The following is a 26,306-nucleotide window of genomic DNA, read 5'->3' on the forward strand; positions in this document are numbered from 1 at the left end:
ACACTTGACTATTCTCTATTTCTACTACAAATAACAGGACTGACCAATGATGTTCCTTTATTTTTCAAAGCAGAACTGTTTTTGCGCATTCTGTCTATCAGATAAAGAGAACAGGTTGCAATTATTGACACAAGTTATGTAGTGCGATTTGAATGCATTTTTACCGCCTGTTCACAGCATTTGTTCTTTCACTACTGGCTATGGCGGTTGTGCCTTTATGCTATTCCTTAACCATCATTGACCGACATAATCCCAACGACAGGGTTCGGATTGAAATCAATGATGGTACAGATCCTCAGGGGGTGAGTCAGTGGCAATTGAGTTTGCTGCTTCCACCTCCTCCACCATGGGGAGGAGGTGGAAGGCCATCGGGACTATTCGAAATAGATCTGGTTATCCTGAAACCCGTCATCAACTGGCTGATCTACATTGGCAAGGATTCTATCTCCTTTGAGGAACAGCCATCCCCGGCGCATTTGAAAGTGTCACGCGTTAACGCAGATGGCTCTCCCACTGAAGCCGCTATAAACGTGGGTTGGCTTGACTTCCTGAATATAGAACAACTGACCGATGTTAATTTCTGGAACAACCTCTTCCAGCGTGCCGCCACTTCTTGCCCGGCGGGCGACAGTCATCAATGGCAGCTTGGCTGTTTGAAACTGTTTTTTGAACGCACTGCCCTGAAGACAAATCATTCAGGTGGCTTAAAGGCAGTTAATGGGGGTGGAGAACCATCGGGCAAGGTGCCCGATAAAGCACCAGAGGACGAAAATAACGCCCATCAAAAAGAGAAAAAAGATCAACCTGAAGATCAGCAGAACCATTCATCGGGAGAAAACAATTACGGCAGGGAAGAGGGTGATAACAGAAAAGACGACAATGGAAAAGAAAGTAAAAAAAACACCAGAACTCAGGACCTTCAGGTCATTGCGAACCAACTCGTAGCCCTCATTGAAAGCGACGATCCCGATGCCGTTTTTAAGCTCAGGCAAATACTGGAAGAGCTGGACATGCCTCAGCGCTTGCAGGTTCTGGAAATAAAAAGCACAAACACCGGGAAAAATGCTTTTACTCCTCTTGAGGCGATATTGGAGCTGCAGCGTTCTTTCTATGAAAACTCAACGCGCAACCGGTTTATCGAGCAGCTGATAGAAGCTACGAGCGATCAAACAAGGACCCTGGATAATCTTAACATTCCGTCTGAACGCCAACCAATGATTCCACCGGACCGGTCAATACCCGAAGCTGGCGACAATAACCTGATGATTTTGTTTAAGATTGTTCAGGACATCATCAACAGGTTCAATCAATCTGACCTGCAACCATCAATAGGACACTTTGAAAAATCTTGCTTTACTGAGTACTTCGTTCAATTACTCCTGCTCTACTCAAACCCACTTGAATCCATTCGTGAGCTGTTAGGGAAAATATCAGATTCAGTCATCAAACATGATATTATGATTTCTGCACAATCATTGACATTCTCCACTCCTTTTCGCGCTATCCTTATACAACTTGATCAGCACCCATCGTTCCATGAATTAGAACGCCTCTCAAATGAATTGATAAGGCAGGTGCTTACTTCCCAGTTACTGCAAGAGCCCTCAGTACTGCTGCCTTTAACAGAGCCTGTAGCCAGTAACTGTGATAATACCTCCAATAGTTCAAGCACAAACAACTCAAATAGATTCACACATTACACCCGGCAAGTTAACCGCTACCGAAGTGACTCCGGGTCTAGTGTCAGTTCCCCTGTCTTGCCAGCCGATAGATACTTACAGCAAGGGGCCAGGCCAAAGCTGCCTGACCCTGCTGATCGGCAAAATCCCTCTTCCCAAAAGCGATTTCAGACAGGACGTTCCTATGGTAATCATCACACCAACGGTGCGCACAACCGATCCGATTTGGAGGCGTCTGGCATAAATCAAAACTTCTCAACTCAACATTCGACCGATGACTCCCTTCTCGTAGAGCTGAAAGGTCGCGCTCAGGAAAAAAAAGAGAAAAAAAGACAACAGACTAAAGAGTTAACTGAAGAGGCTCAAAAATTACGAATAGAGAAGCAGTCTTTAACTGCAGAGGTTCAAGCGTTAAGAACAGTGATTCAGGAGCTAACTGAGGAGATTCAAGGATTAAGACTAGAGAATCAGGAGTTAGTTGCGACGAATAAAAACCTGGTTACAAAAGATCAGGAGCTTTATAAGTGTATGGTCAAAGCAAACACTGAAGCGCTACATTTGAAGGAACAAATCAAAAAGTTGCACGTTGATCTCAGAAGACAACAAGAATTAGTAGACCATTTGATCCATCGAGCAGATAATCAGACGGCATCGGCCAATCTGCTCCATCAGATGTTTCAGGCTAATAGTCTGGCGGTACGTAGCAATGGCACAGCGTTTTTTGTTCCTTTCCATCCGAACAACAATGAGAAGGCAAACCCGCCGAAAGAGCAGTTAAAGACATCTGCACAAGAAAAACGAAAGCCATTGTGCAGAGATTACCGCAGGCTCTGCTATGTAAAATTTGAGTGCTGTCAATGGTACTTCCCTTGCCATAGGTGTCATAACGAAAGTGATCGATGCGAAGTTACCTCTCGAATAGCTCTTCACGCAACGCGGCTTTTATGCTCTGTGTGTGGATTCAATGGGGAGATTACGGAAAATTCTCAGACATGCCCTAACTGCAATGAGCAAATGTCGCAATATTTCTGTGCAAAGTGCAAACACTTCACCGATATGGAAAAAAAACCCTACCACTGCGATAAATGCGGCATATGCCGAGTTGAAGAGGATAAAAACTTTCACTGTGATACTTGCAATGTCTGTCTGGATACAGGGTTACAAAATAATCACAAATGCCAGGAAAACTTAGGGCAAAATCTTTGCTGCATCTGCCTGGAAGATACTTTCACCAGCTCCATCAGGCTGAACTGCTCTCACATAATTCATTACGAGTGCGGCATTGCGATGATTCATAACGGGATTCGCACCTGCCCTGTTTGCAGACATTCTCTATACGATCCGCCGGTTGAAAACAATCATTAACCATCTCACCGGATTTAATAGTCGCCGCCATTAAATAGCAGCACCGAACTGCTACCACAGCCCGGTATCAGGCCCTGCAAGGCTCTTTCAGGTTGATACTGACGAAGGCTCTGTTGCACAAAAAAGTAACACAAATAGCAATTCAGAAATTCTTGTCTACTCTCTGTTTGTCTTACGGATAATAAAACCGGTCAATAATGTTCCCTTATTTTGCCAGAGCAGAAAGTCAGCACAGATTGTCCTGGCGTTTTCTGTCAGACAGTGAGGGCGGGTTGGTATTAATAACACACGTTGTGCAGAAAGATTTGAATGCATTCTTACCGTTCATTCATAACATTTGTTCTTTTCCTGATGACTATGTGGGTTGTGACCTTATGCTATTCCTCAACCATCATTGACCGACATAACCCCGGTGGGCAAAAGGTTCGGATTGAAATAAACGACGCTACAGACCCTCAGGCTGTCAGTCAGTGGCAGGTGAGTTTGCTGCTTCCGGACAGTTTCAACAATCAAAACAGCACCCTTTGCTTTAAGGCACCCGTGGTGTCAGCAGATTCCAACAGTATTGCGATATTGATGACGAACGACCAGAGCAACTATTGCTACCAACTGTTGATACTGACAAAAAAACAAATACCCGACTTCCAACACCTCTCTCAACAGGCCTCTAAAAATGGCACACTTATTCGCTTGAAATCCGCGACGGCAGACAAACCAGAATTAACTTCTGTAACCACCGATCAACTCCTTAACGGCAAACCTCATACTACCCCATTAACCCTTTTGGTCTATTCCGACAACACGACCGGCGGTGAACTGGAAACCGGCCAAACCTGGAATAACACAGTGACATTAACAGGCGGCAAGCTCGCTGGCATCGCTGATTTTCCCGGTGGCGGCAACGGTGGCTTCTTCTATTCACGCCCACCCTGGGGAGGTGGCGGGGGGAGACCATCGGGATTATTTGAAATAGATCTGGTTATCCTGAAACCCGTCATCAACTGGCTGATGTCCATTGGCAAGGATTCTATTTCGTTTGAGGAGCAACCCTCCCCGGCGCGTCTGAAAATGACACGGGTTAATGCCGATGGCTCTTCCAGCGAGGCTGCTATACCTGTTGGCTGGCTTGACTTCCTCAATATTGAACAACTGAACGATGTTGATTTCTGGAATACCCTCCTCCAACACGCCGCCACTTCCTGCCCCGCCAGCGAAAGCCTCCAATGGCAGCTTGCCTGTTTCAAACGATTTCTTGAGCGTAGTGCCTTGAAGACAAATCATGGCGGTGGCCTGATGGCAGCTAATGAGGAGGGACAACCCTCTGGTAGCGCACCCGATTCGGGGCCAAAGGGCAAAAGTAACGGTCACCAAAAAGAGAAAAAAGAAGAACCTGAAAATCAGGAGAACCAGTCACCGGAAGAAGGCCATGATGGCAGCGGGAATGGCAATAACAGAAAAGACGACGATGGCGAAGAGAGTGAAAAAAAAGCTACCACTGAAGACCTTCAGGTACTTGCGAACCAGCTTGTAGCCATCATTGAAAGTCAAGATCCTGGAGCAGTTTTTAAGCTCAGGCAAATACTCAATGAACTGGACATGCCAAAGCGTTTGCGGGTTCTGGAAACAAAAAGCACCAACACTGCGGATACTGTCACTCCTCTTGAAGCGATACTGAAACTGCAGCGTTCTTTCAACGAGCATTCATCGCGCAACCTGTTTATCGAACAGCTGATAAAGGCCACATGCAATACAAAAAAGAATTTGAGTAAATTTGACATTCTATCTTCACTCCGACCAGCCATTCCACCTGATCAGGCAGTGCCCGAAGCGGGCGACAACAACCTGTTGATTTTGAACAAGATTGTTCTGGACATAATCCACAAGGCCAATCAATCTGACCATCAGCCACCTGTGGGACAATTTGAAAAATGTTGCTTTGCTGAGTTTTTCGCTCAATTGTTCCTGATTTATTCAAACCCGGTTGAACTGATTCGTAATCTGTTGGGGAAAATATCAGATTTAGCCTTAAGGTATGATGTTATGATTAATCCACAATCATTGACATTTCCCGCCTGTTTTTTATATAACTTCACACAATTTCACCAACACCCATCCTTTCCTGAATTAAAACGCCTCTTAAATGAGCTGATGAGGCAGGCACAAAACTCCCACTTACAACAAGTGCCTTCTATAGGGCCTTTTATCAGTAATAGCGATACTATCGCTAACGAAACAATTGCCAGCAGTGGAGATACAAGTACCATCCAGCGAGCTGGCTGCAACCAGAGAGCCTCTGGCTTTAGCGGCAGCTCCTCTTGCTTACTGGCTGGTAGAAACCCACAGCTGGAAGCAAGTCCAAATCAGCCTGCCCTCGCACATCAGCAAAATGACGCTTCCCAAGAGCGATTACAGGCAGGACCTTCATCTGCTGACCATCAAGCCACTGGGACACAGGACCGGTCCGATTTGGCAGTGTTGAGGACAAATCAAAACTACTTAACTAGCCCCCTGATCGATGGATCCATTCTCGACGAGCTGGCAAGACACGCACTGAAAAAACGAGAGAGAAAAAGACGACAGTTAAAACAGCTAGAAAGACAAATGAAAGCAAGGCGACAGATGGTGGCGACCAAGGCGATGCAAAGCAATGGCGCAGAGCGTTCTGCTTCTTTCCAGCAGTCGAGCACCCATCACGAGGAGGCAAACCCGTCGAACAAGCAGTTAAGGACACCTGTGCAAAAAAAACACATGCAACTGTGCATTCATAACTTTAGGTTATGTCGTGTAAACTTTGGGTGCTGTGAAGGGTATTTCCCCTGCCATAGATGTCACAACGACAGTAATAAATGCGACCTTACAGATCGTAAGGCTATTGATGCAAAAAGGCTTCAATGTTCTCTATGTAACTATGAGGGGGATATTACGGAAGACTCCCAGACATGCCCGGGATGCAACGAACTAATGTCGGAGTATTTCTGTGCACAATGCAAAAACTTCACCTGTGCGGAAAAAAAACCATTCCACTGCGATAAATGCGGAATTTGCCGAACAAACAAGGATGAAGCCTTTCACTGTGATGTTTGCAATTTCTGCATGAATAAAAGTTCAAAAGATACTCACCCATGTCGGCCAGATTCAGGCCACGATGAGTGCTGCATCTGCCTGGAAGATGTCTTCTCCGTTGGTTTCATATTATTGCCCTGCACCCACAAGGTTCATATGGATTGCGCCAAGGCGATGATTATGAACAAGGTAAGAACCTGCCCTGTTTGCAGATACGCTCTAAGCGCTCAGTTAATTGAAAGGATTCTGACCAGGATTAATCGTTGCCGCCAGTAGCCTGACCGAGAATAGCGCCCGTCCAGGCGACCCCGTATCAAGCACTGCAGGATACTTTCAGGTTGATGCTGCCGAAAGCTTTGTGGCACAAAGCAATTAACCCACATAGCAATTCAGAAATTCTTGGCTATTCTCTCTTTCTACTTCGGATAATAAGAATGACCAATGGTGTTCCTTATTTTTCCATGGCGGAAAGTCAGCACAGACTGTTCTGACGCGTTCTATCAGGCAAAGAGGGCAGATTGGAATTGTTGACAACAATTGTATATCGAGATTTGAATGCTTTTTTTCCGCTTATTCATACCATTTGTTCTTTCTCTACAGGCCATGGCGGTGGTGCCTTTATGCTATTCCTCAAACATCATTGATCGACATAATCAGGGTGGGCACAGAGTTCGGATTGAGATCGGTGATGTTAAAGACCCCCAGGCTTTGAGTCAGTGGCAAGTGAGCTTGCTGCTTCCGGACAGCTTCAGCGATCGAAACAGCACCTTTTGCTTTAAGGCACCTGTGTTGTCAGCAGATTCGAACAGTATTGCGATATTGGTGACGAACGACCCGGGCAACTATTGCTATCAACTGATCATACTGGCAAAAGAACAAACACCCGACTTCCAATATCTCTCTCAACATGCGTCTAAAAATGGCACACTTGTTCGCTTGAAATCCATGACCGCAGACAGACCAGAATTAACTTCTGTCACCACCGGTCAACTCCTTAACGACAAACCCCATACTACCCCATTAACCCTTTTGGTCTATTCCGATAACATGACCGGCAGTGCTTCGGAAACCAGCCAAACCCGCAATAACACAGTGACATTGACAGGAGGCAAGCTCGCTGGCATCGGCGACCTTCCAGGTGGCGGGAGCGGTGGCTTCTTCTATTTGTCGCCACCCCCACCCTGGGGAGGTGGTGGGGGGAGACCATCGGGATTATTTGAAATAGATCTGGTTATCCTGAAACCCGTCATCAACTGGCTGATGTCCATTGGCAAGGATTCTATTTCGTTTGAGGAGCAACCCTCCCCGGCGCGTCTGAAAATGACACGGGTTAATGCCGATGGCTCTTCCAGCGAAGCCGCTGTACCTGTTGGCTGGCTTGACTTCCTCAATATTGAACAACTGAACGATGTTGATTTCTGGAGCACCCTCCTCCAGCAGGCCGCCACTTCCTGCCCCGCCAGCGAAAGCCTCCAATGGCAGCTTGCCTGTTTCAAACGATTTCTTGAGCGAAGTGCCTTGAAGACAAATCATCGCAGTGGCCTGATGGCAGCTAATGGGGAGGGACAGCCCTCTGGTAGCGCACCCAATTCGGGGCCAAAGGGCGAAAATAACGATCACCAAAAACAGAAAAAAGAAGAACCTGAAGATCAGGAGAACCAGTCACCGGGAGAAGGCCATGATAGCAGCGGAAATGGCAACAACAGAAAAGACGACGATGGCGAAGAGAGTGAAAAAAAAGCTACCACTGAAGACCTCCAGGTACTTGCGAACCAGCTTGTAGAAATCATTGAAAGTCAAGATCCCGGAGCAGTTTTTAAGTTCAGGCAAATGCTCAATGAACTGGACATGCCACAGCGTTTGCGAGTTCTGGAAACAAAAAGCACCAACACCGCGGATACTGTCACTCCTCTTGAAGCGATACTGAAACTGCAGCGTTCTTTCAACGAGAACTCATTGCGCAACCTGTTTATCGAGCAGCTGATAAAGGCCACAAGTAATACAAGACTGAATTTGAATAACCTTCACGCTCTGTCTCTGCTCCAACCAATCATTCCACCTGACCGGGCAATGCCCGAAAAGGGCGGTAACAACCTGTTGATTTTGTATAAGATTGTTCTGAACATAATCCACAAGGTCAATCAATCTGACGTAGAGCCGCCTATGAGCCAGTTTGAAAGATGTTGCTTTACTGAGTACTTCGCTCAATTGTTCCTGATCTATTCAAACCCGGTTGAACTGATTCGTAATCTGTTGGGGAAAATATCAGATTTGTCCTTAAGGCATGTTGTTCTGATTAATCCTCAATCATTGACATTTCCCAACTGCTTTTTAAATACTTTTATACAATTTCAACACCCATCGATTCCTGAATTAGAACGCCTCTCAGATGAGCTGATGGGTTATGCACAAAATTCTCACTTACAACAGGTGCCTTCTATAGAGCCTGTCATCGCTAACAGCGATACTATCTCTCACGAAACAACTGTCAGCAGTAAAGATACAAGTACGATCCACCAGCAAGCTGATAGTAACAAAAGAGCCTCTGGCTCTTCCGGCAGTTCCCCTAGCATACTGAATGATAGATACTCACAGCTGGAGGCAGAGCCAAGTCAGCCTGCCCTTGCCTATCAGCAAAATGACGCTTCCCAAGAGCAATTACAGGCAGGACCTTCATCGGGTGATCATCAAGCCACAAGACCAAGGAGAGAAAAACGACAGATGGTAGCGGCCAGCCCGGCGATGCAAAGTAATGACGCAGAGCGTTCTGCTTCTGACCAGCAGTCGAGTGCCCACAATGAGGAGGCAAACCCGTCGAACGAGCAGTTAAAGACACCTGCGCGAAAAGAACGAATGCCATTGTGCGATCATTACCATAGGTATTGCCGTGTAAACTTTGAGTGCTGTGAAGAGTATTTCCCCTGCCATAGATGTCATAACAATAGTAAGAAATGCAACCTTACAGATCGTAAGGCTTTTCATGCAAAAAGGCTTCAATGTTCTCTATGTAACCATGAGGGGGATATTACGGAAGACTCCCAGACATGCCCGGGATGCAACGAACTAATGTCGGAGTATTTCTGTGCACAGTGTAAACACTTCACCGATTTAGAGAAAAAACCATTCCACTGCGACAAATGCGGCATTTGCCGAACAATTAAGGATAAGGCCTTTCACTGTGATGTTTGTAATGTCTGCATGGGTACAAGGTTTCAAGACAATCACAAATGCCGGGAAAATTCAGGCCACGATGCGTGCTGCATCTGCCTGGAAGATACCTTCTCCGACTGCAATATAATGCCTTGCTCCCACAAAGTACATTATAAGTGCGGCAATGCAATGTTTAAAAGCGGGATAAGAACCTGCCCTATTTGCAGACACCCTTTAGTCGCCTGGTTTGTTGAAGCAATCATTAACCGTCTGATTGATTTAATAGTCGCCCAGTGACCGCTTCTGACTTGCATAGGGAGTTAGAACGTTCGATTGGTATAAGATGAGTTTTTTAAAATAGCAGCACCGTACTGCTACCACAGCCCGGTATCAAGCCCTGCAAGACACTTTCAGGTTGATACTGACGAAGGTTCTGTTGCACAAAACAAGTAACACAAATAGCAATTCGGAAATTCTTGTCTACTCTCTGTTTGTCCTACGGATAATAAAACCGGTCAATAATATTCCTTTATTTTTCCAAAGCAGAAAGTCGGCACAGATTGTCCTGGCGTTTTCTGTCAGTCAGGAAGGGCGGGTTGGTATCAATAACACACTTAGTGCAGAAAGATTTGAATGCATTCTTACCGTTTATTCATAACATTTATTCTTTTCCTGATGACTATGCTGGTTGTAAGCTTGAGCTATTCCTCAACCATCATTGACCGACATCATCCCGGTGGGCAAAAGGTTCGGATTGAAATCAATGATGGAATAGACCCTCAGGCTGTCAGTCAGTGGCAAGTGAATTTGCTGCTTCCGGACAGTTTCAACAATCGAAACAGCACCTTTTGCTTTAAGACACCTGTGGTGTCAGCAGATTCGAACAGTATTGCGATATTGGTGACGAATGACCAGAGCAACTATTGCTATCAACTGTTAATACTGACAAAAGAACAAACACCCGACTACCAGCATCTCTCTCAACAGGCCTCTAAAAATGGCACACTTATTCGCTTGAAATCCACGACGGCAGACAGACCAGAATTAACTTCTGTCACCACCGATCAACTCCTTAACGGCAAACCCCATACGACCCCATTAACCCTTTTGGTCTATTCCGACGACAGGACCGGCGGAGGACTGAAAACCGGCCAAACCCGGAATAACACAGTGACATTGACAGGCGGCAAGCTTGCTGGCTTCGACGATTTTCCCGGTAGCGGGAGTGGTGGCTTCTTCTATTCACCCCCACCCTGGGGAGGTGGTGGGGGGAGACCATCGGGATTATTTGAAATAGATCTGGTTATCCTGAAACCCGTCATCAACTGGCTGATGTCCATTGGCAAGGATTCTATTTCGTTTGCGGAGCAACCCTCCCCGGCGCGTCTGAAAATGACACGGGTTAATGCCGATGGCTCTTCCAGCGAAGCCGCTGTACCTGTTGGCTGGCTTGACTTCCTCAATATTGCACAACTGAACGATGTTGATTTCTGGAGCACCCTCCTCCAGCAGGCCGCCACTTCCTGCCCCGCCAGCGAAAGCCTCCAATGGCAGCTTGCCTGTTTCAAACGATTTCTTGAGCGAAGTGCCTTGAAGACAAATCATCGCAGTGGCCTGATGGCAGCTAATGGGGAGGGACAGCCCTCTGGTAGCGCACCCAATTCGGGGCCAAAGGGCGAAAATGACGATCACCAAAAAGAGAAAAAAGAAGAACCTGAAAATCAGGAGAACCAGTCACCGGAAGAAGGCCATGATGGCAGCGGGAATGGCAATAACAGAAAAGACGACGATGGCGAAGAGAGTGAAAAAAAAGCTACCACTGAAGACCTCCAGGCACTTGCGAACCAGCTTGTAGAAATCATTGAAAGTCAAGGTCCCGGAGCAGTTTTTAAGTTCAGGCAAATACTCAATGAACTGAACATGCCACAGCGTTTGCGGGTTCTGGAAACAAAAAGCACCAACACCGCCGATACTGTCACTCCTCTTGAAGCGATACTGAAACTGCAGCGTTCTTTCAAGGAGAATTCACTGCGCAACCTTTTTATCGAGCAGCTGATAAAGGCCACAAGCAATACCAAACAGAATTTGAATAACCTTCACGCTCTGTCTCTACTCCAACCAATCATTCCACCTGATCGGGCAATGCCCGAAGCGGGCGACAACAACCTGTTGATTTTGTATAAGATTGTTCTGGACATAATCCACAAGGTCAATCAATCTGACATAGAGCCGCCTATGAGAGAGTTTGAAAGATGTTGCTTTACTGAGTACTTCGCTCAATTGTTCCTGATCTATTCAAACCCGGTTGAACTGATTCGTGACCTGTTGGGAAAAATATCAGATTTGGCCTTAAGGCGTGTTGTTATGATTAATCCACAATCATTGACATTTCCCACCCGCTTTTTAAATACCTTTATACAATTTCACCAACACCCATCGATTCCTGAATTAGAGCGCCTCTCAGATGAGCTGACGGGGGATGCACAAAATTACTACTTACAACAAGTGCCTTCTATAGAGCCTGTCATCAGTAACAGCGATACTCTCTCTGACGAAACAATTGTCAGCAGTAAAGATACAAGTACCATCTATCAAGCTGATAACAACCAAAGAGCCTCTGGCTCTTCCGGAAGTTCCCCTTGCATACTGACTGATAGAAACTCACAGCTGGAGGCAGAGCCAAATCAGCCTGCCCTTGCCTATCAGCAAAATAACGCTTCCCAAGAGCGATTACACGCAGGACCTTCATCGGATGATCATCACGCCACAAGACCAAGAAGAGAAAAACGACAGATGCTAGCGGCCAGCCCGGCCATGCAAAGTAATGCCGCAGAGCGTTCTGCTTCTGACCAGCAGTCGGGCGCCCATAATGAGGAGGCAACCCCGTCGAATGAGCAGTTAAAGACATCTGTGCAAAAAAAACGAATGCCATTGTGCAACCATTACCATAGGTTTTGTCGTGTAAAATTTGGGTGCTGTGAAGAGTATTTCCCCTGCTACAGATGTCATAACAATAGTAAGAAATGCGACCTTACAGATCGTAAGGCTTTTCATGCAAAAAGGCTTCAATGTTCTCTATGTAACTATGAGGGGGATATTACGGAAGACTCCCAGACGTGCCCGGGATGCAACGAACGAATGTCGGAGTATTTCTGTGCACAATGCAAACACTTCACCAATATGGAACTAAAACCATTCCACTGCGATAAATGCGGAATTTGCCGAATAAACAAGGATGAGTCCTTTCACTGTGATGCTTGTAATGTCTGCCTGGATATAAGGTATCAAAACAATCACAAATGCCGGGAAAACTCAGGCCACGATAAGTGCTGCATCTGCCTGAAAGATGCCTTCAGCGGCTGCATGATAATGCCTTGCTCTCACAAAGTACATTATGGGTGCGACGCTGCAATGCTCCGAAACGGGATAAAAACCTGCCCTGTTTGCAGATAATCTCCATACGATCCGCCGGTTGAAAAAAATAATTAACCATCGGACCGGATTTAATGTTCGCCGCCAGTGACTACTTCAGTTTTGCAACACGGAAAGAGGACAAGGCTCTGTGGCACAAAGCAATTAATCCATTTAGCAATTTTGACATTCTTGTCTATTATCTGCTTTTTCTACGTATAATAAGTACCTGACCAGTTGGTTTCGCATATTCTGGCGAGTGGATTTTTTCATCCTTCAAGGCGCAACGACGGGCGCGTAGCCATAGCTACGCAACCAGAGTTGGAACGCAGAAGGATGGAAAAAGCCGCCGTCCAGAATATGCGAAACCAACTGGTTAGGTACTTAAGACCTTCAAGTAATGTTTCTTCATTTTTCAGGGCAGAAAGCCAGTACAGACTTTTCTGATTGTGCTCTATCAGGCAAACAGGACAGGTTGGAGTTGTTATCATAAGTTAGCGAGATTTGAATGAACTTTTGCCACTTATTCATAGCATTTGTTCTTTTCCTGGTGGCTATGGCAGTTTGGCCTTTATGCTATTCCTCAACCATCATTGATCGACATAATTCGGGTGGGCACAAAGTTCGGATTGAGATCAATGATGGCAAAGATCCTCAGTTTGTGAGTCAGTGGCAAGTGAACTTGCTGCTACCGGAGGGTTTCGATAACCAAAACGCTATCCTTTGCTTTAAGGCGCCTGTGGTGTCAGCAGATTCCAACAGTATTGCGATATTGGTGACGAACGACCAGAGCAACTATTGTCATCAACTGATGATACTGACAAAAGAACAAACACCCGACCTTCAACATCTCTCTCAACATACGTCTAAAAATGGCGCACTTGTTCGCTTAAGATCCACGACGGCAGACAGACCAGAATTAACTTCTGTCACCACCGATCAACATCACAACGATAAGCCCCATACTGCCCCATTAACCCTTCTGACCTATTCCGACAACATGACCAACAGTGGGCTGAAAACCGGCCAACCCGGGAATAAAACACTGACATTAACGGGCGGTAAGCCCGCTGGCATCGCCGATTTTCCCGGTGGCGGCAACGGTGGCATCTTCTATTTGCCGCCCCTCCCACCCCGGGGAGGTGGCGGGGGGAGACCATCGGGATTATTTGAAATAGATCTGGTTATCCTGAAACCCGTCATCAACTGGCTGATGTCCATTGGCAAGGATTCTATTTCGTTTGAGGAGCAACCCTCACCGACGCGTCTGAAAATGACACAGGTTAATGCCGATGGCTCTTCCAGCGAAGCTGCTATACCTGTTGGCTGGCTTGACTTCCTGACTGTTGAACAACTGACCGATGTTGATTTCTGGAGCACCCTCCTCCAACATGCCGCCACTTCCTGCCCCGCCAGAGAAAGCCTCCAATGGCAGCTTGGCTGTTTCAAACGATTTCTTGAGCGTAGTGCCTTGAAGACAAGTCATGGCGGTGGCCTGATGGCAGCTAATGGGGAAGGACAACCCTCTGGTAGCAGACCCAATCCGGGGCCAAAGGACGAAAATAACGATCACCAAAGGGAGAAAAAAAAAGAACCTGAAAATCAGGAGAACCAGTCACCGGGAAAAGGCCATGATGGCAGCGGGAATGGCAATAACAGGAAAGACGACGATGGAGAAGAGAGTAGAAAAAGTGCTACGACTGAAGACCTTCAGGTACTTGCGAACCAGCTTTTAGCCATCATTAAAAGCAAAGATCCCGGAGCAGTTGTTAAGCTGAGGCAAATACTGGATGAGCTGGACATGCCTCAGCGTTTGCGGGTTCTGCAAACAAAAAGCACAAACACCGGGGGAAACGCTTTTACTCCTCTTGAGGCGATACTGAAACTGCAGCGTTCTTTCAAGGAGAATTCATCGCGCAACCTGTTTATCGAGCAGCTGATAAAGGCCACAAGCAATACAAAACAGAATTTGAGTAACCTTGACATTCTGTCTGCACTCCAACCAATCATTCCACTTGGCCGGGCAGTGCCCGAAGCGGGCGACAACAACCTGTTGATTTTGTATAAGATTGTTCTGGACATAATCCACAAGGTCAATCAATCTGACCAACAGCCTCCTATAAGACAATTTGAAAAATGTTGCTTTACTGAGTACTTCACCCAATTGTTCCTGATCTATTCAAACCCGATTGAACTGATTCGTAATCTGTTGGGAAAAATATCAGATTTAGCCTTAAGGCGTGATGTTATGATTAATGCACAATCATTAACATTTCCCATCTGCTTTTTAAATACCTTTATGCAATTTCACCAACACCCATCGCTACGTGAATTAGAACACCTCTCAAATGAGCTGATGGAGCATGCACAAAATTCTAACTTACGACAAGTGGCTTCTATAAAGCCTACGATCAGTAACAGTGATAATATCTCTGACGAAACAATTGCCAGCAATAGAGATACAGGTACCATCCAGCAAGCTGATAGCAACCAGAGAGTCCCTGGCTTTACCGGCAGTTCCCCTTGCTTACTGACTGATAGATACTCACAGCTGGAAGCAGGGCCAAATCAGACGGCCCTTGCATATCAACAAAATGACGCTTCCCAAGAGCGATTACAGACAGTACCTTCATATGGTGATCATCAGGCCACTGGGTCACAAAACCGATCCGATTTGGAAGTGTCGAGGTTAAATCAAAACTTCTTAACTAACCTTCGGATCGGTGGTCGCCTTCTTGACGGGCTGGAAAGACAGGCTCATAAAAGACGAGAGAAAAAAAGACAACAGATAAAACAGCTAGAAAGACAAATGAGAGGAAGGGGACAGATGGTAGCGGCCAGCCCGCCGATGAAAACCAGTGGCGCAGAGCGTTCTGCTTCTTACCGGCAGTCGAGCCCCCATAATAAAGAAGCAAACCCGTCGAGTCGGCAGTCAAGGATACCTGTGCAAAAAAAACGAATGCCATTGTGCAACCATTACCATAGGTTTTGTCGTTTAAACTTTGGCTGCTGTGAAGGTTATTTCCCCTGCCATAGATGTCATAATGATAGTGAGAAATGCGACCTCAAAGATCGTAAGGCTATTCATGCAATAAGGCTTCAATGTTCTCTATGTGACTATGAGGGGGGTATTACGGAAGACTCACAGACGTGCCCGGGATGCAACAAGCTAATGTCCGACTATTTCTGTGCACAATGCAAACACTTTACCAGTGAGGAAAAAAAACCATACCACTGCGATAAATGCGGAACTTGCCGAACAGAAAAGGAGAAGTCCTTTCACTGTGATGTATGCAATTTCTGTATGGATAAAAGTGCACAAGACAATCACCCATGTCGGCCAGATTCAGCCCATGATGAGTGCTGCATCTGCCTGGAAGATGTTTTCGCCGGCGGTTTCCTGATATTGCCCTGCACCCACAAAGTGCACGGAGATTGCGCCACGGTGATGTTTATAAACAAGATAAGAGCCTGCCCTGTTTGCAGATACCCTCTACCCGCTCAGTTAGTGGAAAGGATGCTGACCCTAATCAATAGTCGACGCTAGGAGCCCGCTACCACAAACCGGTATCAAGCTCTGCAGGAAACTTTCAGGTTGATGCTGCCGAAGGCTTTGTGACACAGAGCAATTAACCCATTTAGCAATTTAGAAATTCTTGGCTATTCTTTGTTTCTACTTCGGATAACAAGAATGACAAATGGTGTTCCTTATTTTTCCATGGCGGAAAGTTAACACAGACTCTTCTGACGCGCTCTATCAGGCAAGAGGGCAGATTGGAATTGTTGGACCAGTTGTATAAGGAGATTTGAGTGCTTTTTTTCCGCTTTTTCATAGCATTTGTTTTTCCTCTAATGGCTATGGTGGCGCCTTTATGCTATTCCTCAACCATCATTGATCGATATAATCCGGGTGGGCACAAGGTTCGGATTGAGATCAATGATGGCAAAGATCCTCAGTTTATGAGTCAGTGGCAAGCGAACTTGCTGCTACCGGAGGGTTTCGATGAGCAAAACGGTATCCTTTGCTTTAAGGCGCCTGTGGTGTCAGCAGATTCGAACAGTATTGCGATATTGGTGACGAACGACCAGAGCAACTACTGTTATCAACTGATGATACTGACGACAAAAGAACAAACACCCGACTTCCGACATCTCTCTCAACATGCGTCTAAAAATGGCACACTCGTTCGCTTGAAATCCACGACGGCAGGCAGACCAGAGCTTATTTCTGTCACCACCGATCAACTTCAAAACGATAAGCCCCGTAATGCCCCATTAACTCTTCTGACCTATTCCGACAACATGACCGGCAGTGGGCTGGAAACCGGCCAACTCCGGAATAGCACACTGACATTAAAGGCTGGAAAGCTCGCTGGCATCGCCGATTTTCCCGGTGGCGGCAACGGTGGCTTCTTCTATTTGCCACCACGTCCACCCTGGGGAGGTGGCGGGGGGAGACCATCGGGATTATTTGAAATAGATCTGGTTATCCTGAAACCCGTCATCAACTGGCTGATGTCCATTGGTAAAGATTCTGTTTCGTTTGAGGAGCAACCCTCACCGGCGCGTCTGAAAATGATACGGGTTAATGCCGATGGCTCTTCCAGCGAAGCTGCTATGCCTGTTAGCTGGCTTGACTTCCTCACTGTTGAACAACTGACCGATGTTGATTTCTGGAACACCCTCCTCCAACACGCCGCCACTTCCTGCCCCGCCAGCGAAAGTCTTATGAGGCAGCTTGGCTGTTTCAAACTATTGCTTGAGCGAACGGCCTTGAAGACACATCATGGCGCTGGCCTGAAGGCAGCTAATGGAGGTGGACAACCCTCTGGTAGCGCACCAAATTCAGGATCAGAGGACGAAAGTAACAGCCATCAAAAGGACAAAACAGAAGCACCTGAAGATCAGGAGAACAACTCACCGGGAGAAGGCAATGATGGCAGCGGGGATGGCAATAACAGAAAAAACGACAATGGAGAGGAGAGTGAAAAAAATGCTGCGACTCAAAACCTTCAGGTACTTGCCAACCAGCTTGTAGCCATCATTAAAAGTGACGATCCCGATGCTGTTTTTAAGCTGAGGCAAATACTAAATAAGCTCAACATGCCACAGCGTTTCCAGGTTTTGGAAACAAGAAGCACAAACACCAGTGGTAATGCTGTCAGTCCTCTTCAGGCGATACTGGAACTGCAGCGTTCTTTCTATGAGAATTCATCGCGCAACCGCTTTATCGAGCAGCTGATAGAAACCACGAGCGATGAAACACGGACTTTGAATGACCCTGACATTCTGGCTTCACTGCAACCGATGGCCCGGCCACTGCCCGAAGCTGGCAACAACAACCTGATGATTTTGTACAAGATTGTTCTGGACATAATCCATAGAGTCAATCAATCTGACCAGCAGCCACCTATAGGGCAATTTGAAAAGCATTGTTTTATGGAGTACTTCGTTCAATTGTTCCTGTTCTATTCAAACCCACTTGAACTTATTGGTAATCTGTTAGGGCAAATATCAGATTTAGCGGTAACGCATGAGATTATAGTTGCTGCACAATCATTGACATCTACCAGTTCACTTTTAAATACCTTTATACAATTTCACCAACACCCATCGTTTCATGAATTACAACATTTCTTAAATGAACGGTTAAGATACTCACAGCAGGGAGCAAGGCCAAAACGGCCCGCCCTTGCTCATCAGTCAAATACGCTGCGCCAAAAACGATTAAAGACTGAACGATCTTATGGGGATGATGACATGACTATCATTGCTTTTTGCGATGATGCATTAAAAGTGGATAAGGTGGAACCTACACAAATTACCCATAATAAGTGCTCAGTATGTTGTGAGCGCTTTTTACGCACAGCAGGATTAGTGAAAACACCCTGTAATCACATTTTTCACGTATTGTGCTTAAATCCGTGGCTCCAAAAAAGGCTACCTGATCTTGCAATTAAAACTTGTCCTGTATGCCGATCAGAATTAAAAAACTTAAAAGAAAAACTTAACGGCCTTAACAGGCTATTGAATAAATACGGCAATTGTCATTCGTTAGACAGTGCAGATAGAGCCGTTAAGGAATGGAATACAACAAAAACAAGTCATGAAGCCTTATACCATTTTGTTCAACTATGCAGGCTCAACAGTCAGGCCATAGATGACCCACGGTATGTCAATATCTTGAGTAAAATAATCTATCCCGTTATAGAAGCCAAGATTCCCCATGACTCTGAGATCAACTCAGCCAGCTTCAGCCCTGATAGTCGCCGGGTGGTGACCGCCGGTGACGATTGTACTGCGAAAATCTATGGCCATAAGGCCGATGGATCGTGGGAAGAAGAGGCCATTATTCGCCACAATGGTCCGGTCAAATCAGCCAGCTTCAGCCACGATAGCTGTCGTGTAGTTACTGCCAGTGAGGATCACAGGGCGAAAATCTTAGGCCAAAAGGACGATGGATCATGGACAGAAGAGCTCACCGTTCAACACATTGGTAAGGTCAACTCAGCCAGCTTCAGCACTGATAGCCACCATATGGTGACTGCCAGTGAAGATGGTACGGCAATAATCTTTGGCCAAAAGGACGACAGGCCATGGGAAACAGAAGTCACCATTAGCCACAATGGTCCGATCCAATCAGCCAACTTCAGCCCCGATGGTAGCCATGTGGTGACTTTCGGTAAAGATAACCTGGTAAAAATCATTGGCAGGTCGGCCAATGGAGCATGGCAAGAAAAAGCCATCATTGCCCATGACTACACGGTCAACTCAGCTACCTTCAGCACCGACAGCCGCCGTATGGTGACCGCCAGTGGCGATGGTACGGCAATAATCTGTGGCCAACAGGACGATGGATCATGGGAAAGAGAATTGACCATTAGCCATATCGACAGCGATGGTCCGATCCAATCAGCCGAGTTCAGCCCCGATGGCCGCCACGTGATGACTGTTGGCAGGGATGGCCTGGTTAAAATCTATGGCAGGCAGGACAATGGATTATGGCTAAAGAAAGCCATCATTGCCCATAAATATCGTATCAACTCAGCCACCTTCAGCGCCGATGGATGCCATTTGGTGACCGCCAGTTCCGATAATACGGCAAAAATCTATGGCGAAAAGACCGATGCAGCATGGGAAGAAGAAATAACTATCTGCCACAACCATTCAGTCTTATCAGCCACTTTCAGCCCCGATAGCCGACATGTGGTGACTGCCAGCAGAGGCGGGACGGCAAAAATTCATAGCCACAATAATAATGGATCATGGGAAGAAAAGACCACCATCCTTCATGAAGGCTGGGTTCGTTCAGCCACCTTCAGCGCCAATAACCGCTTTGCGGTGACCGCGAGTATCGATAGGAAGGCGAAAATCTATAGCCTGAAAGACGATGCATCATGGCAAAAAGAAATCACTATCTGCAACCATGGTGCGGTATTCTTGGCCAACTTCAGTGCCGATAGCCGCTTTCTGGTGACCACCAGTTGTATTTCAGATATTGGTCGTTATCGGGAGACTGCGGTAATCACTGAACTCTGGAAGGACGAATGAAAGCAAACCGCCCTATAGCGATTCAGAAATTTTTGGCTATCCTCTGTTTGTACTGCAAATGAAGAGATTGGCCAATGCCGTTCCTTTATTTTTCCAGAGCAAAAAGTCAGCACTGATTGTCTTGGCGTTTTCTATCAGACAAAGAGGGCGGATTGGATATTATCGACCAGGATACAGAGAGACTTCAGTGCAGTTTTACCGCACATTTATAGCTTTCATGGCGTTTGTCCTCTCATTACCAGCTATTGTGGTTGTGCCACCGGGCTACTCCTATACCCTCATTGACCGGCATAATCCCGATGGGCACGAGGTTCGGATTCTGACCCTTCTGGCCTATTCCGACAACCTGACTGACAGTGGACTGGAAACCAGCCAAACCCGCAATAGCACACAGACATTGGCAGGAGGCAAGCTCGCTGGCATCGACGATTTTCCCGGTAGCGGGAGTGGCGGCTTCTCCTGCCCCGCCAGCGAAAGCTTCCAATGGCAGCTTGGTTGTTTCAAACCATGGCTTGAGCGAACGGTCTTGAAGACAAATCATAACGGTGGCCTGAAGGCAAGTAACGGTGATGGGCAGCCTTCTGGCAGCGCACCCGATCCAGAGCCAAAGGACGAAAATAACCAGCATCAAAAGGAAGCAAGAGAAGAACCTCAAGATCACGAAAACCAATCACCGGGTGAAGGCCATGATGGCAATGGGAACGGCAAAAACAGAAAAAACGACGATGGAGAGGTGACTAAAAGTAATGCTTCGACTCAAGACCTTCAGGCACTTGCAAACCAGCTTATAGCCATCATTGAAAGCGGCGACCCCAGTGCCATTTTCAAGCTAAGGAAAATACTGGATGAGCTGGACATGCCTCAGCGTTTGCAGGTTCTGGAAACAAAGAGCACTAACAGCAGGGGTGCTAGTGTCACTCCTCTTGAGACGGTACTGGAACTGCAGCGTTCTCTCGAACAGAATTCATTGCGCAATCCATTTATCGAACAGCTGATAGAAGCCACAAGCGATAAAAAACAGACTTTGAATGACCTTGACACTCTGCCTGCACTCCAAACAATAATTCCACCGGACCCGGCAATACCCGAAGCGGGTGACAATAACCTGATGATTTTGTATAAGATTGTTCAGGACATAATCCACAGGGTTAATCAACCTGGCCAAGAGCCACCTCCAGGACACTTTGAAAAACGTTGCTTTACTGAATACTTCGTCCAATTATTAATGACCTATTCCAACCCACTTAAACTTATTCGCTATCTGTCAGAACAAATATCAGATTTAGCCATAAGGATTGACATTATAACCGTTGCACAATCATTTACATTTCCTGCCTCTTTTGCAGATACCCTTGCACATTTTCATCAACACCCGGCATTTCATGAATTACAGCATTTCGTAAATGAACACTTAATTCAGCTGCGTACAGCCCCTTCACCCCGTGAGCCAGTAATGAGTTCCACCCCACAAGTTAATAGCTGCCAAAGTACCTCTGGTACTGGATACTCACAGCAGGGAGCAAGGCCAAAGCAACCCGCCCTTACTCATCAGGCAAATGTGCCGCGCCAAAAACGATTAAAGAAAAGACGATCACACGGTGATCATTCAACTCGTCTGGCAAGTACATCATCTTTTGTCGGTGCGGATAGAGCCATGGCTGTGCCTGGTAAGAAAACAATGGATGATTATATGAATATCAATGCCTTTCGCGATAATGCATTTAAAGTGGAGAAGGTGAAACATGCACAAATTACTGATAATAAGTGCCCAATATGTTGTAAGCGCTTTTCACGCACAGCAAGATTAGTGAAAACGCCATGTCATCACATTTTTCATGTGCATTGTTTAAATCTGTGGCTGCAAAAAGGGCTACCTGATCTTTCAGTTAAAACTTGTCCTGTATGTCGATCAGAATTAAATGACTTAAGAGAAAAACTTAACGACTTTATCAGTCTATTGAAAAAATACGGCAATTGTCATTCGTTAGACAGTGCAAATAGAGCCGTTAAGGAATGGAATGTAACAGAAACATGCTATGAAGCCTTATACCATTTTGTGCAACTTTGCAGGCACAACAGTCAGGGTCCAGATGACTCACAGTTCGTCAATATTTTGAGAAAAATAATTCATCCCGTTACAAAAGCCAACATTCCCCATGACCTTGAGATCAACTCAGCCTCCTTCAGCCCTGATAGCTGCCGGGTGATGACCGCCAGTGACGATTGTACCGCGAAAATCTACGGCTATAAGGCCGATGGATCATGGGAAGAAGAGACCACTATCCGCCACAATGGCCCGGTCAAATCAGCCAGCTTCAGCAACGACAACTGTCGCGTAATAACTGCCAGCACAGATCACAAGACGAAAATCTTTGGCCAGAAGGACGATGGATCATGGGAAGAAGAACGCAGCGTTCAACATACTGGTAAGATCAACTCAGCCACCTTCAGCGCTGATAGCCACCATGTAGTGACTGCCAGTGAAGATGGTACGGCAATAATCTTTGGCCAAAAAAACAGCAGACAATGGGAACTGGAAGTCACCATTAGACACAATGGTCCGATCCAATCAGCCACCTTCAGCCCCGATAGTGGCCATATGGTGACTGTCGGTAAAGATAACGTGGTAAAAATCACTGGCAGGTTGGCCAATGGATTATGGAAAATAAAAACCATCATTACCCATGATGACGCTGTCAACTCAGCTACCTTCAGCGCTGATAGCCACCATATAGTCACTGCCAGTGACGATGCTACGGCAATAATCTATGGCCAACAGGACGATGGCTCATGGGAAAAAGAATTGACCATTAGCCATATCGACAGCGATGGTCCGATCCAATCAGCCGGGTTTAGCCCCGATAGCCGCCATGTGATGACTGTTGGCAGGGATAACCTGGTTAAAATCTATGGCAGGCAGGACAATGGACCATGGGTAAAAAAGGTCATTATTGCCCATGAAGATCGGATCAACTCAGCTACCTTCAGCGCCGATGGATGCCATTTGGTGACGGCCAGTGACGATAGTACTGCGAAAATCTATGGCGAAAAGACCGATGCATCATGGGCAGAAGAAATGACTATCTGCCACTACCATAAGATCCTCTCAGCCATCTTCACCCCCAATAGCAGACGTGTGGTAACCACCAGTATCGACAGGGCGACAAAAGAGCATAGCCTGGATGACAATGGATCATGGAAAGAAGAAAACACTACCCTTTATAAAGATTGGGTCTGTTGCCCTTCAGCCACCTTAAGCACCGATAGCCGCTTTGCGGCGACCTTCACTATCGACAGGAAGACGAAAATCCATACCCTGGAGGGCGATGCATCATCGAAAAAAGAAATCTCTACCCGTCACAGTGGTACGATACTCTCAGCCAACTTCAGCGCCAATAGCCGTTTTCTGGTGACCACCCATTACATATCATATGGTCGCCACCACACTGCAAAAATCACTGAACTGTGGAAGGAAGAATGATAGACAAGTATTTTGCCGGTTAAGAGATTGATGCTGCCGAAGGCTCTATCGCACAAGACAAGCAACCCATGTAGCAATTTAGAAATACTTGGCTATTCTCTGTTTCTACAACAAATAAAAGGATTGGCCAAAGATGTCCCTTTATTTTTTCAAGGTGGAACTGTTCTGACGAATTCTATCAGGCAAACAGGACGGGTTGGGATTGTCGACACAAGTTGTGTAGCGAGATTTGAATGCACTTTTACCGCTTATTCATAGCATTTGTACTTTTCCTACTGGCTGTGGCGGTTGTGCCGTTATGCTATTGCTCAACCATCATTGACCGACATCATCCCGATGGGCGCGGGGTTCGGATTGAAATCGATGATTTCACAGATCCGCAGGGTGCGACTCAGTGGCAAGTGGTTTTGCTCCTTCCGGAAGGCTTCAATGACCGAAACAGCATCCTTTGCTTTAAGGCACCTGTGGCGCCAGCAGATTCGGACAGTATCGTGATATGGGTCAGGAGCGACTTGAGTGACTATTGCTATCAGCCAGTAATAGTAAGGGAAGAGCAGATACCCTTCTTCCAGGATGTCTCAGAACGCGCCTCTGAAAATGGCACACTGATTCGCTTAAAATCCACGACGGCAGACAGACCAGAGCTTATTTCTGTAACCACAGATCAACCGCCGAACGTCAAACCTCAGGCTATCCCTCTGACCCTTCTGGTTTACCCCGGCGAGATGACGAACAGTGGGCTGGAAACCGGAAAAACCCGAAATAACACACTGTCATCAACAGCAGACAAGCTCGCTGGCAAAGCCAGTTTTCCCAGTGGTGGCAACGGGGGCTTCTTCCAATTGCCACCCCATCCACCCGGGGGAGGGGGACGACCATCGGGATTATTCGAAATAGATCTTGTTATCCTGAAACCCGTCATCAACTGGCTGATGTCTATCGGCAAGGATTCTATCTCAATTGAGGAACAGCCATCCCGGGCGCGTTTGAAAATGACCCGCGTTAACGCAGATGGTTCTTCCAGTGAGGCCGTTATACCCGTCGGTTGGCTTGACTTCCTGAATATTGAACAACTGACCGATGTTTATTTCTGGAACACCCTTTTACAACGTGCCGCCACTGCTTGCCCAGCCAGCGAAGGCCTTCAGTGGCAACTTGGCTGTTTGAAACTGTTTCTTGAGCGCACTGCCCTGAAGACAGATCGTGTCGGCGGCTTAAAGACAGCTGATGGGGATGGAGAACCATCGGGTAAGTCACCAGATAAAGCACCAAAGGACGAAAATAACGACCACCAAAAAGAGAAAAAAGGTGAACCTGAAGATCAAGAGAACAATTCACCGGGAGAAGGCAGTAAGAGCAGTGGAGATGGTGACAAAAGAAAAGACAACAATGGCAAAAAAAGTGAAAAAAGCACCAGTACTCAAAACCTTCAGGAACTTGCCAACCAACTTTTAGCCATTATTGAGAGCGACGATCCCGATGCCGTTTTCAAGCTGAGGCAAATACTGGATGAGCTGGACCTGCCCCAGCGTTTGCAGGTTCTGGAGACAAAGGGCACAAATACCCTGGGCATTACTGTCACGCCTCTTGAGGCGATATTGCAACTGCAGCGTTCTTTCGATGAAAACTCAACGCGCAACCAGTTTATCAAGCAGCTGATAGAAGCTACGAGTGATCAAACAAGGACCCTGGATGATTTTAACATTCCCTCTGAACTCCAACCGATCACCCCACCTGACCGGGCATTGCCCGAAGTTGCCGACAATAACCTGATGATTTTGTATAAGATTGTTCTGAATATAATCCACAGGGTCAATCAATCTGACCAACAGCCACCGATAGGTCACTTTGAACAATGTTGCTTTACCGAATACTTCGTTAAATTGTTCCTGCTCTATTCAAACCCACTTGAATCTATTCGTGAACTGTTAGGGAAAATATCAGATCCAGGCATAAGCCGTGATATTATGATTTCTGCACAATCATTTACATTCTCCATCTCTTTTCGCGATACCTTTATACAACTTAATGAACACCCATCGCGCCGTGAATTAGTGCGCCTCTCGAATGAGTTGATTAAGCAGGCGCATACTTTCGACTCACTGCAAGTGCCTTCATTACAAGCCCATTCACTACAAGCCTATTCACTACAAGCCCATTCACTACAAGCCCATTCACTACAAGCCCATTCACTACAAGCCCCTTTCGTAGAGCCTGTAAGCAGTCACAGTGATATTACCTTTAACACTACCACTGCAAACAATGGCAATACGCTCACCAATTCCAGCCAGCCAGTTAATAGCTACCACAGTGCCTCTGGCTCTAACGACAGCCTCCCGGGCTTAGCAGCTGACAGGTACTTACAGCAGGGAGCCAGGCCAAAGCTGCCTAGCCTTGCAGGTCCGCAAAATGCCTCCTTCCAAAAGAGATCTCAGACAAGACGTTCACATGGTTATCATCAATCCAGCAGGGCAGACGACCGATCCGATCTGGAAGAGTTGGGGATAGATCCAAACTTCTTAAGTAAACATTCGACCGATGGCTCTATTCTCGTTGAGCTGAAAAGACGCGCTCAGGAAAAAAGAAAAAAAAAGACAACGGATTGA

The 26,306-nt window shown here is 46.5% G+C and carries 8 protein-coding genes; all 8 read left to right on the top strand.

The window, feature by feature from the left end; translation table 11 throughout:
• The first annotated feature begins 152 nt into the window (after nucleotides 1-152).
• The 8 genes from P6910_RS23970 (at nucleotide 153) to P6910_RS24005 (ending at nucleotide 26,306) form a co-directional block, all read left to right on the top strand.
• Nucleotides 153-3,044, top strand: a complete 2,892-nt coding sequence (locus P6910_RS23970) for a CHY zinc finger protein (RefSeq protein WP_317143753.1) — start codon at nucleotides 153-155, stop codon at nucleotides 3,042-3,044.
• A gap of 309 nt (nucleotides 3,045-3,353) precedes the next feature.
• Entirely contained in the window at nucleotides 3,354-6,383 is a 3,030-nt protein-coding gene (locus P6910_RS23975; RefSeq protein WP_317143754.1) for an RING finger domain-containing protein, read from the top strand.
• 279 nt (nucleotides 6,384-6,662) lie between these two features.
• The gene (locus P6910_RS23980; protein WP_317143755.1) at nucleotides 6,663-9,554 is read left to right on the top strand and encodes a CHY zinc finger protein; all 2,892 of its coding nucleotides are present in this window, start codon (nucleotides 6,663-6,665) and stop codon (nucleotides 9,552-9,554) included.
• 399 nt (nucleotides 9,555-9,953) lie between these two features.
• Nucleotides 9,954-12,710, top strand: a complete 2,757-nt coding sequence (locus P6910_RS23985) for a CHY zinc finger protein (RefSeq protein WP_317143756.1) — start codon at nucleotides 9,954-9,956, stop codon at nucleotides 12,708-12,710.
• 514 nt (nucleotides 12,711-13,224) lie between these two features.
• On the top strand, nucleotides 13,225-16,215 hold the full coding sequence (locus tag P6910_RS23990; protein ID WP_317143757.1) for an RING finger and CHY zinc finger domain-containing protein: 2,991 nt from the start codon (nucleotides 13,225-13,227) through the stop codon (nucleotides 16,213-16,215).
• 263 nt (nucleotides 16,216-16,478) lie between these two features.
• Nucleotides 16,479-20,219, top strand: a complete 3,741-nt coding sequence (locus P6910_RS23995) for an RING finger domain-containing protein (protein ID WP_317143758.1) — start codon at nucleotides 16,479-16,481, stop codon at nucleotides 20,217-20,219.
• Nucleotides 20,220-20,406: 187 nt separating this feature from the next.
• The gene (locus P6910_RS24000) at nucleotides 20,407-23,700 is read left to right on the top strand and encodes an RING finger domain-containing protein (protein ID WP_317143759.1); all 3,294 of its coding nucleotides are present in this window, start codon (nucleotides 20,407-20,409) and stop codon (nucleotides 23,698-23,700) included.
• Nucleotides 23,701-23,933: 233 nt separating this feature from the next.
• Nucleotides 23,934-26,306 (top strand): hypothetical protein, encoded by a 2,373-nt coding sequence (locus P6910_RS24005; RefSeq protein WP_317143760.1) that lies wholly within the window; start codon nucleotides 23,934-23,936, stop codon nucleotides 26,304-26,306.

The organism is Endozoicomonas sp. 8E, from assembly GCF_032883915.1.
GTDB lineage: Bacteria > Pseudomonadota > Gammaproteobacteria > Pseudomonadales > Endozoicomonadaceae > Endozoicomonas_A.

Bases quoted from the DNA above. Each gene is read 5' to 3' on its own strand.
- P6910_RS23970 (WP_317143753.1), top strand. From the start codon at position 153: ATGCATTTTTACCGCCTGTTCACAGCATTTGTTCTTTCACTACTGGCT.
- P6910_RS23975 (WP_317143754.1), top strand. From the start codon at position 3,354: ATGCATTCTTACCGTTCATTCATAACATTTGTTCTTTTCCTGATGACT.
- P6910_RS23980 (WP_317143755.1), top strand. From the start codon at position 6,663: ATGCTTTTTTTCCGCTTATTCATACCATTTGTTCTTTCTCTACAGGCC.
- P6910_RS23990 (WP_317143757.1), top strand. From the start codon at position 13,225: ATGGCAGTTTGGCCTTTATGCTATTCCTCAACCATCATTGATCGACAT.
- P6910_RS24005 (WP_317143760.1), top strand. From the start codon at position 23,934: ATGCACTTTTACCGCTTATTCATAGCATTTGTACTTTTCCTACTGGCT.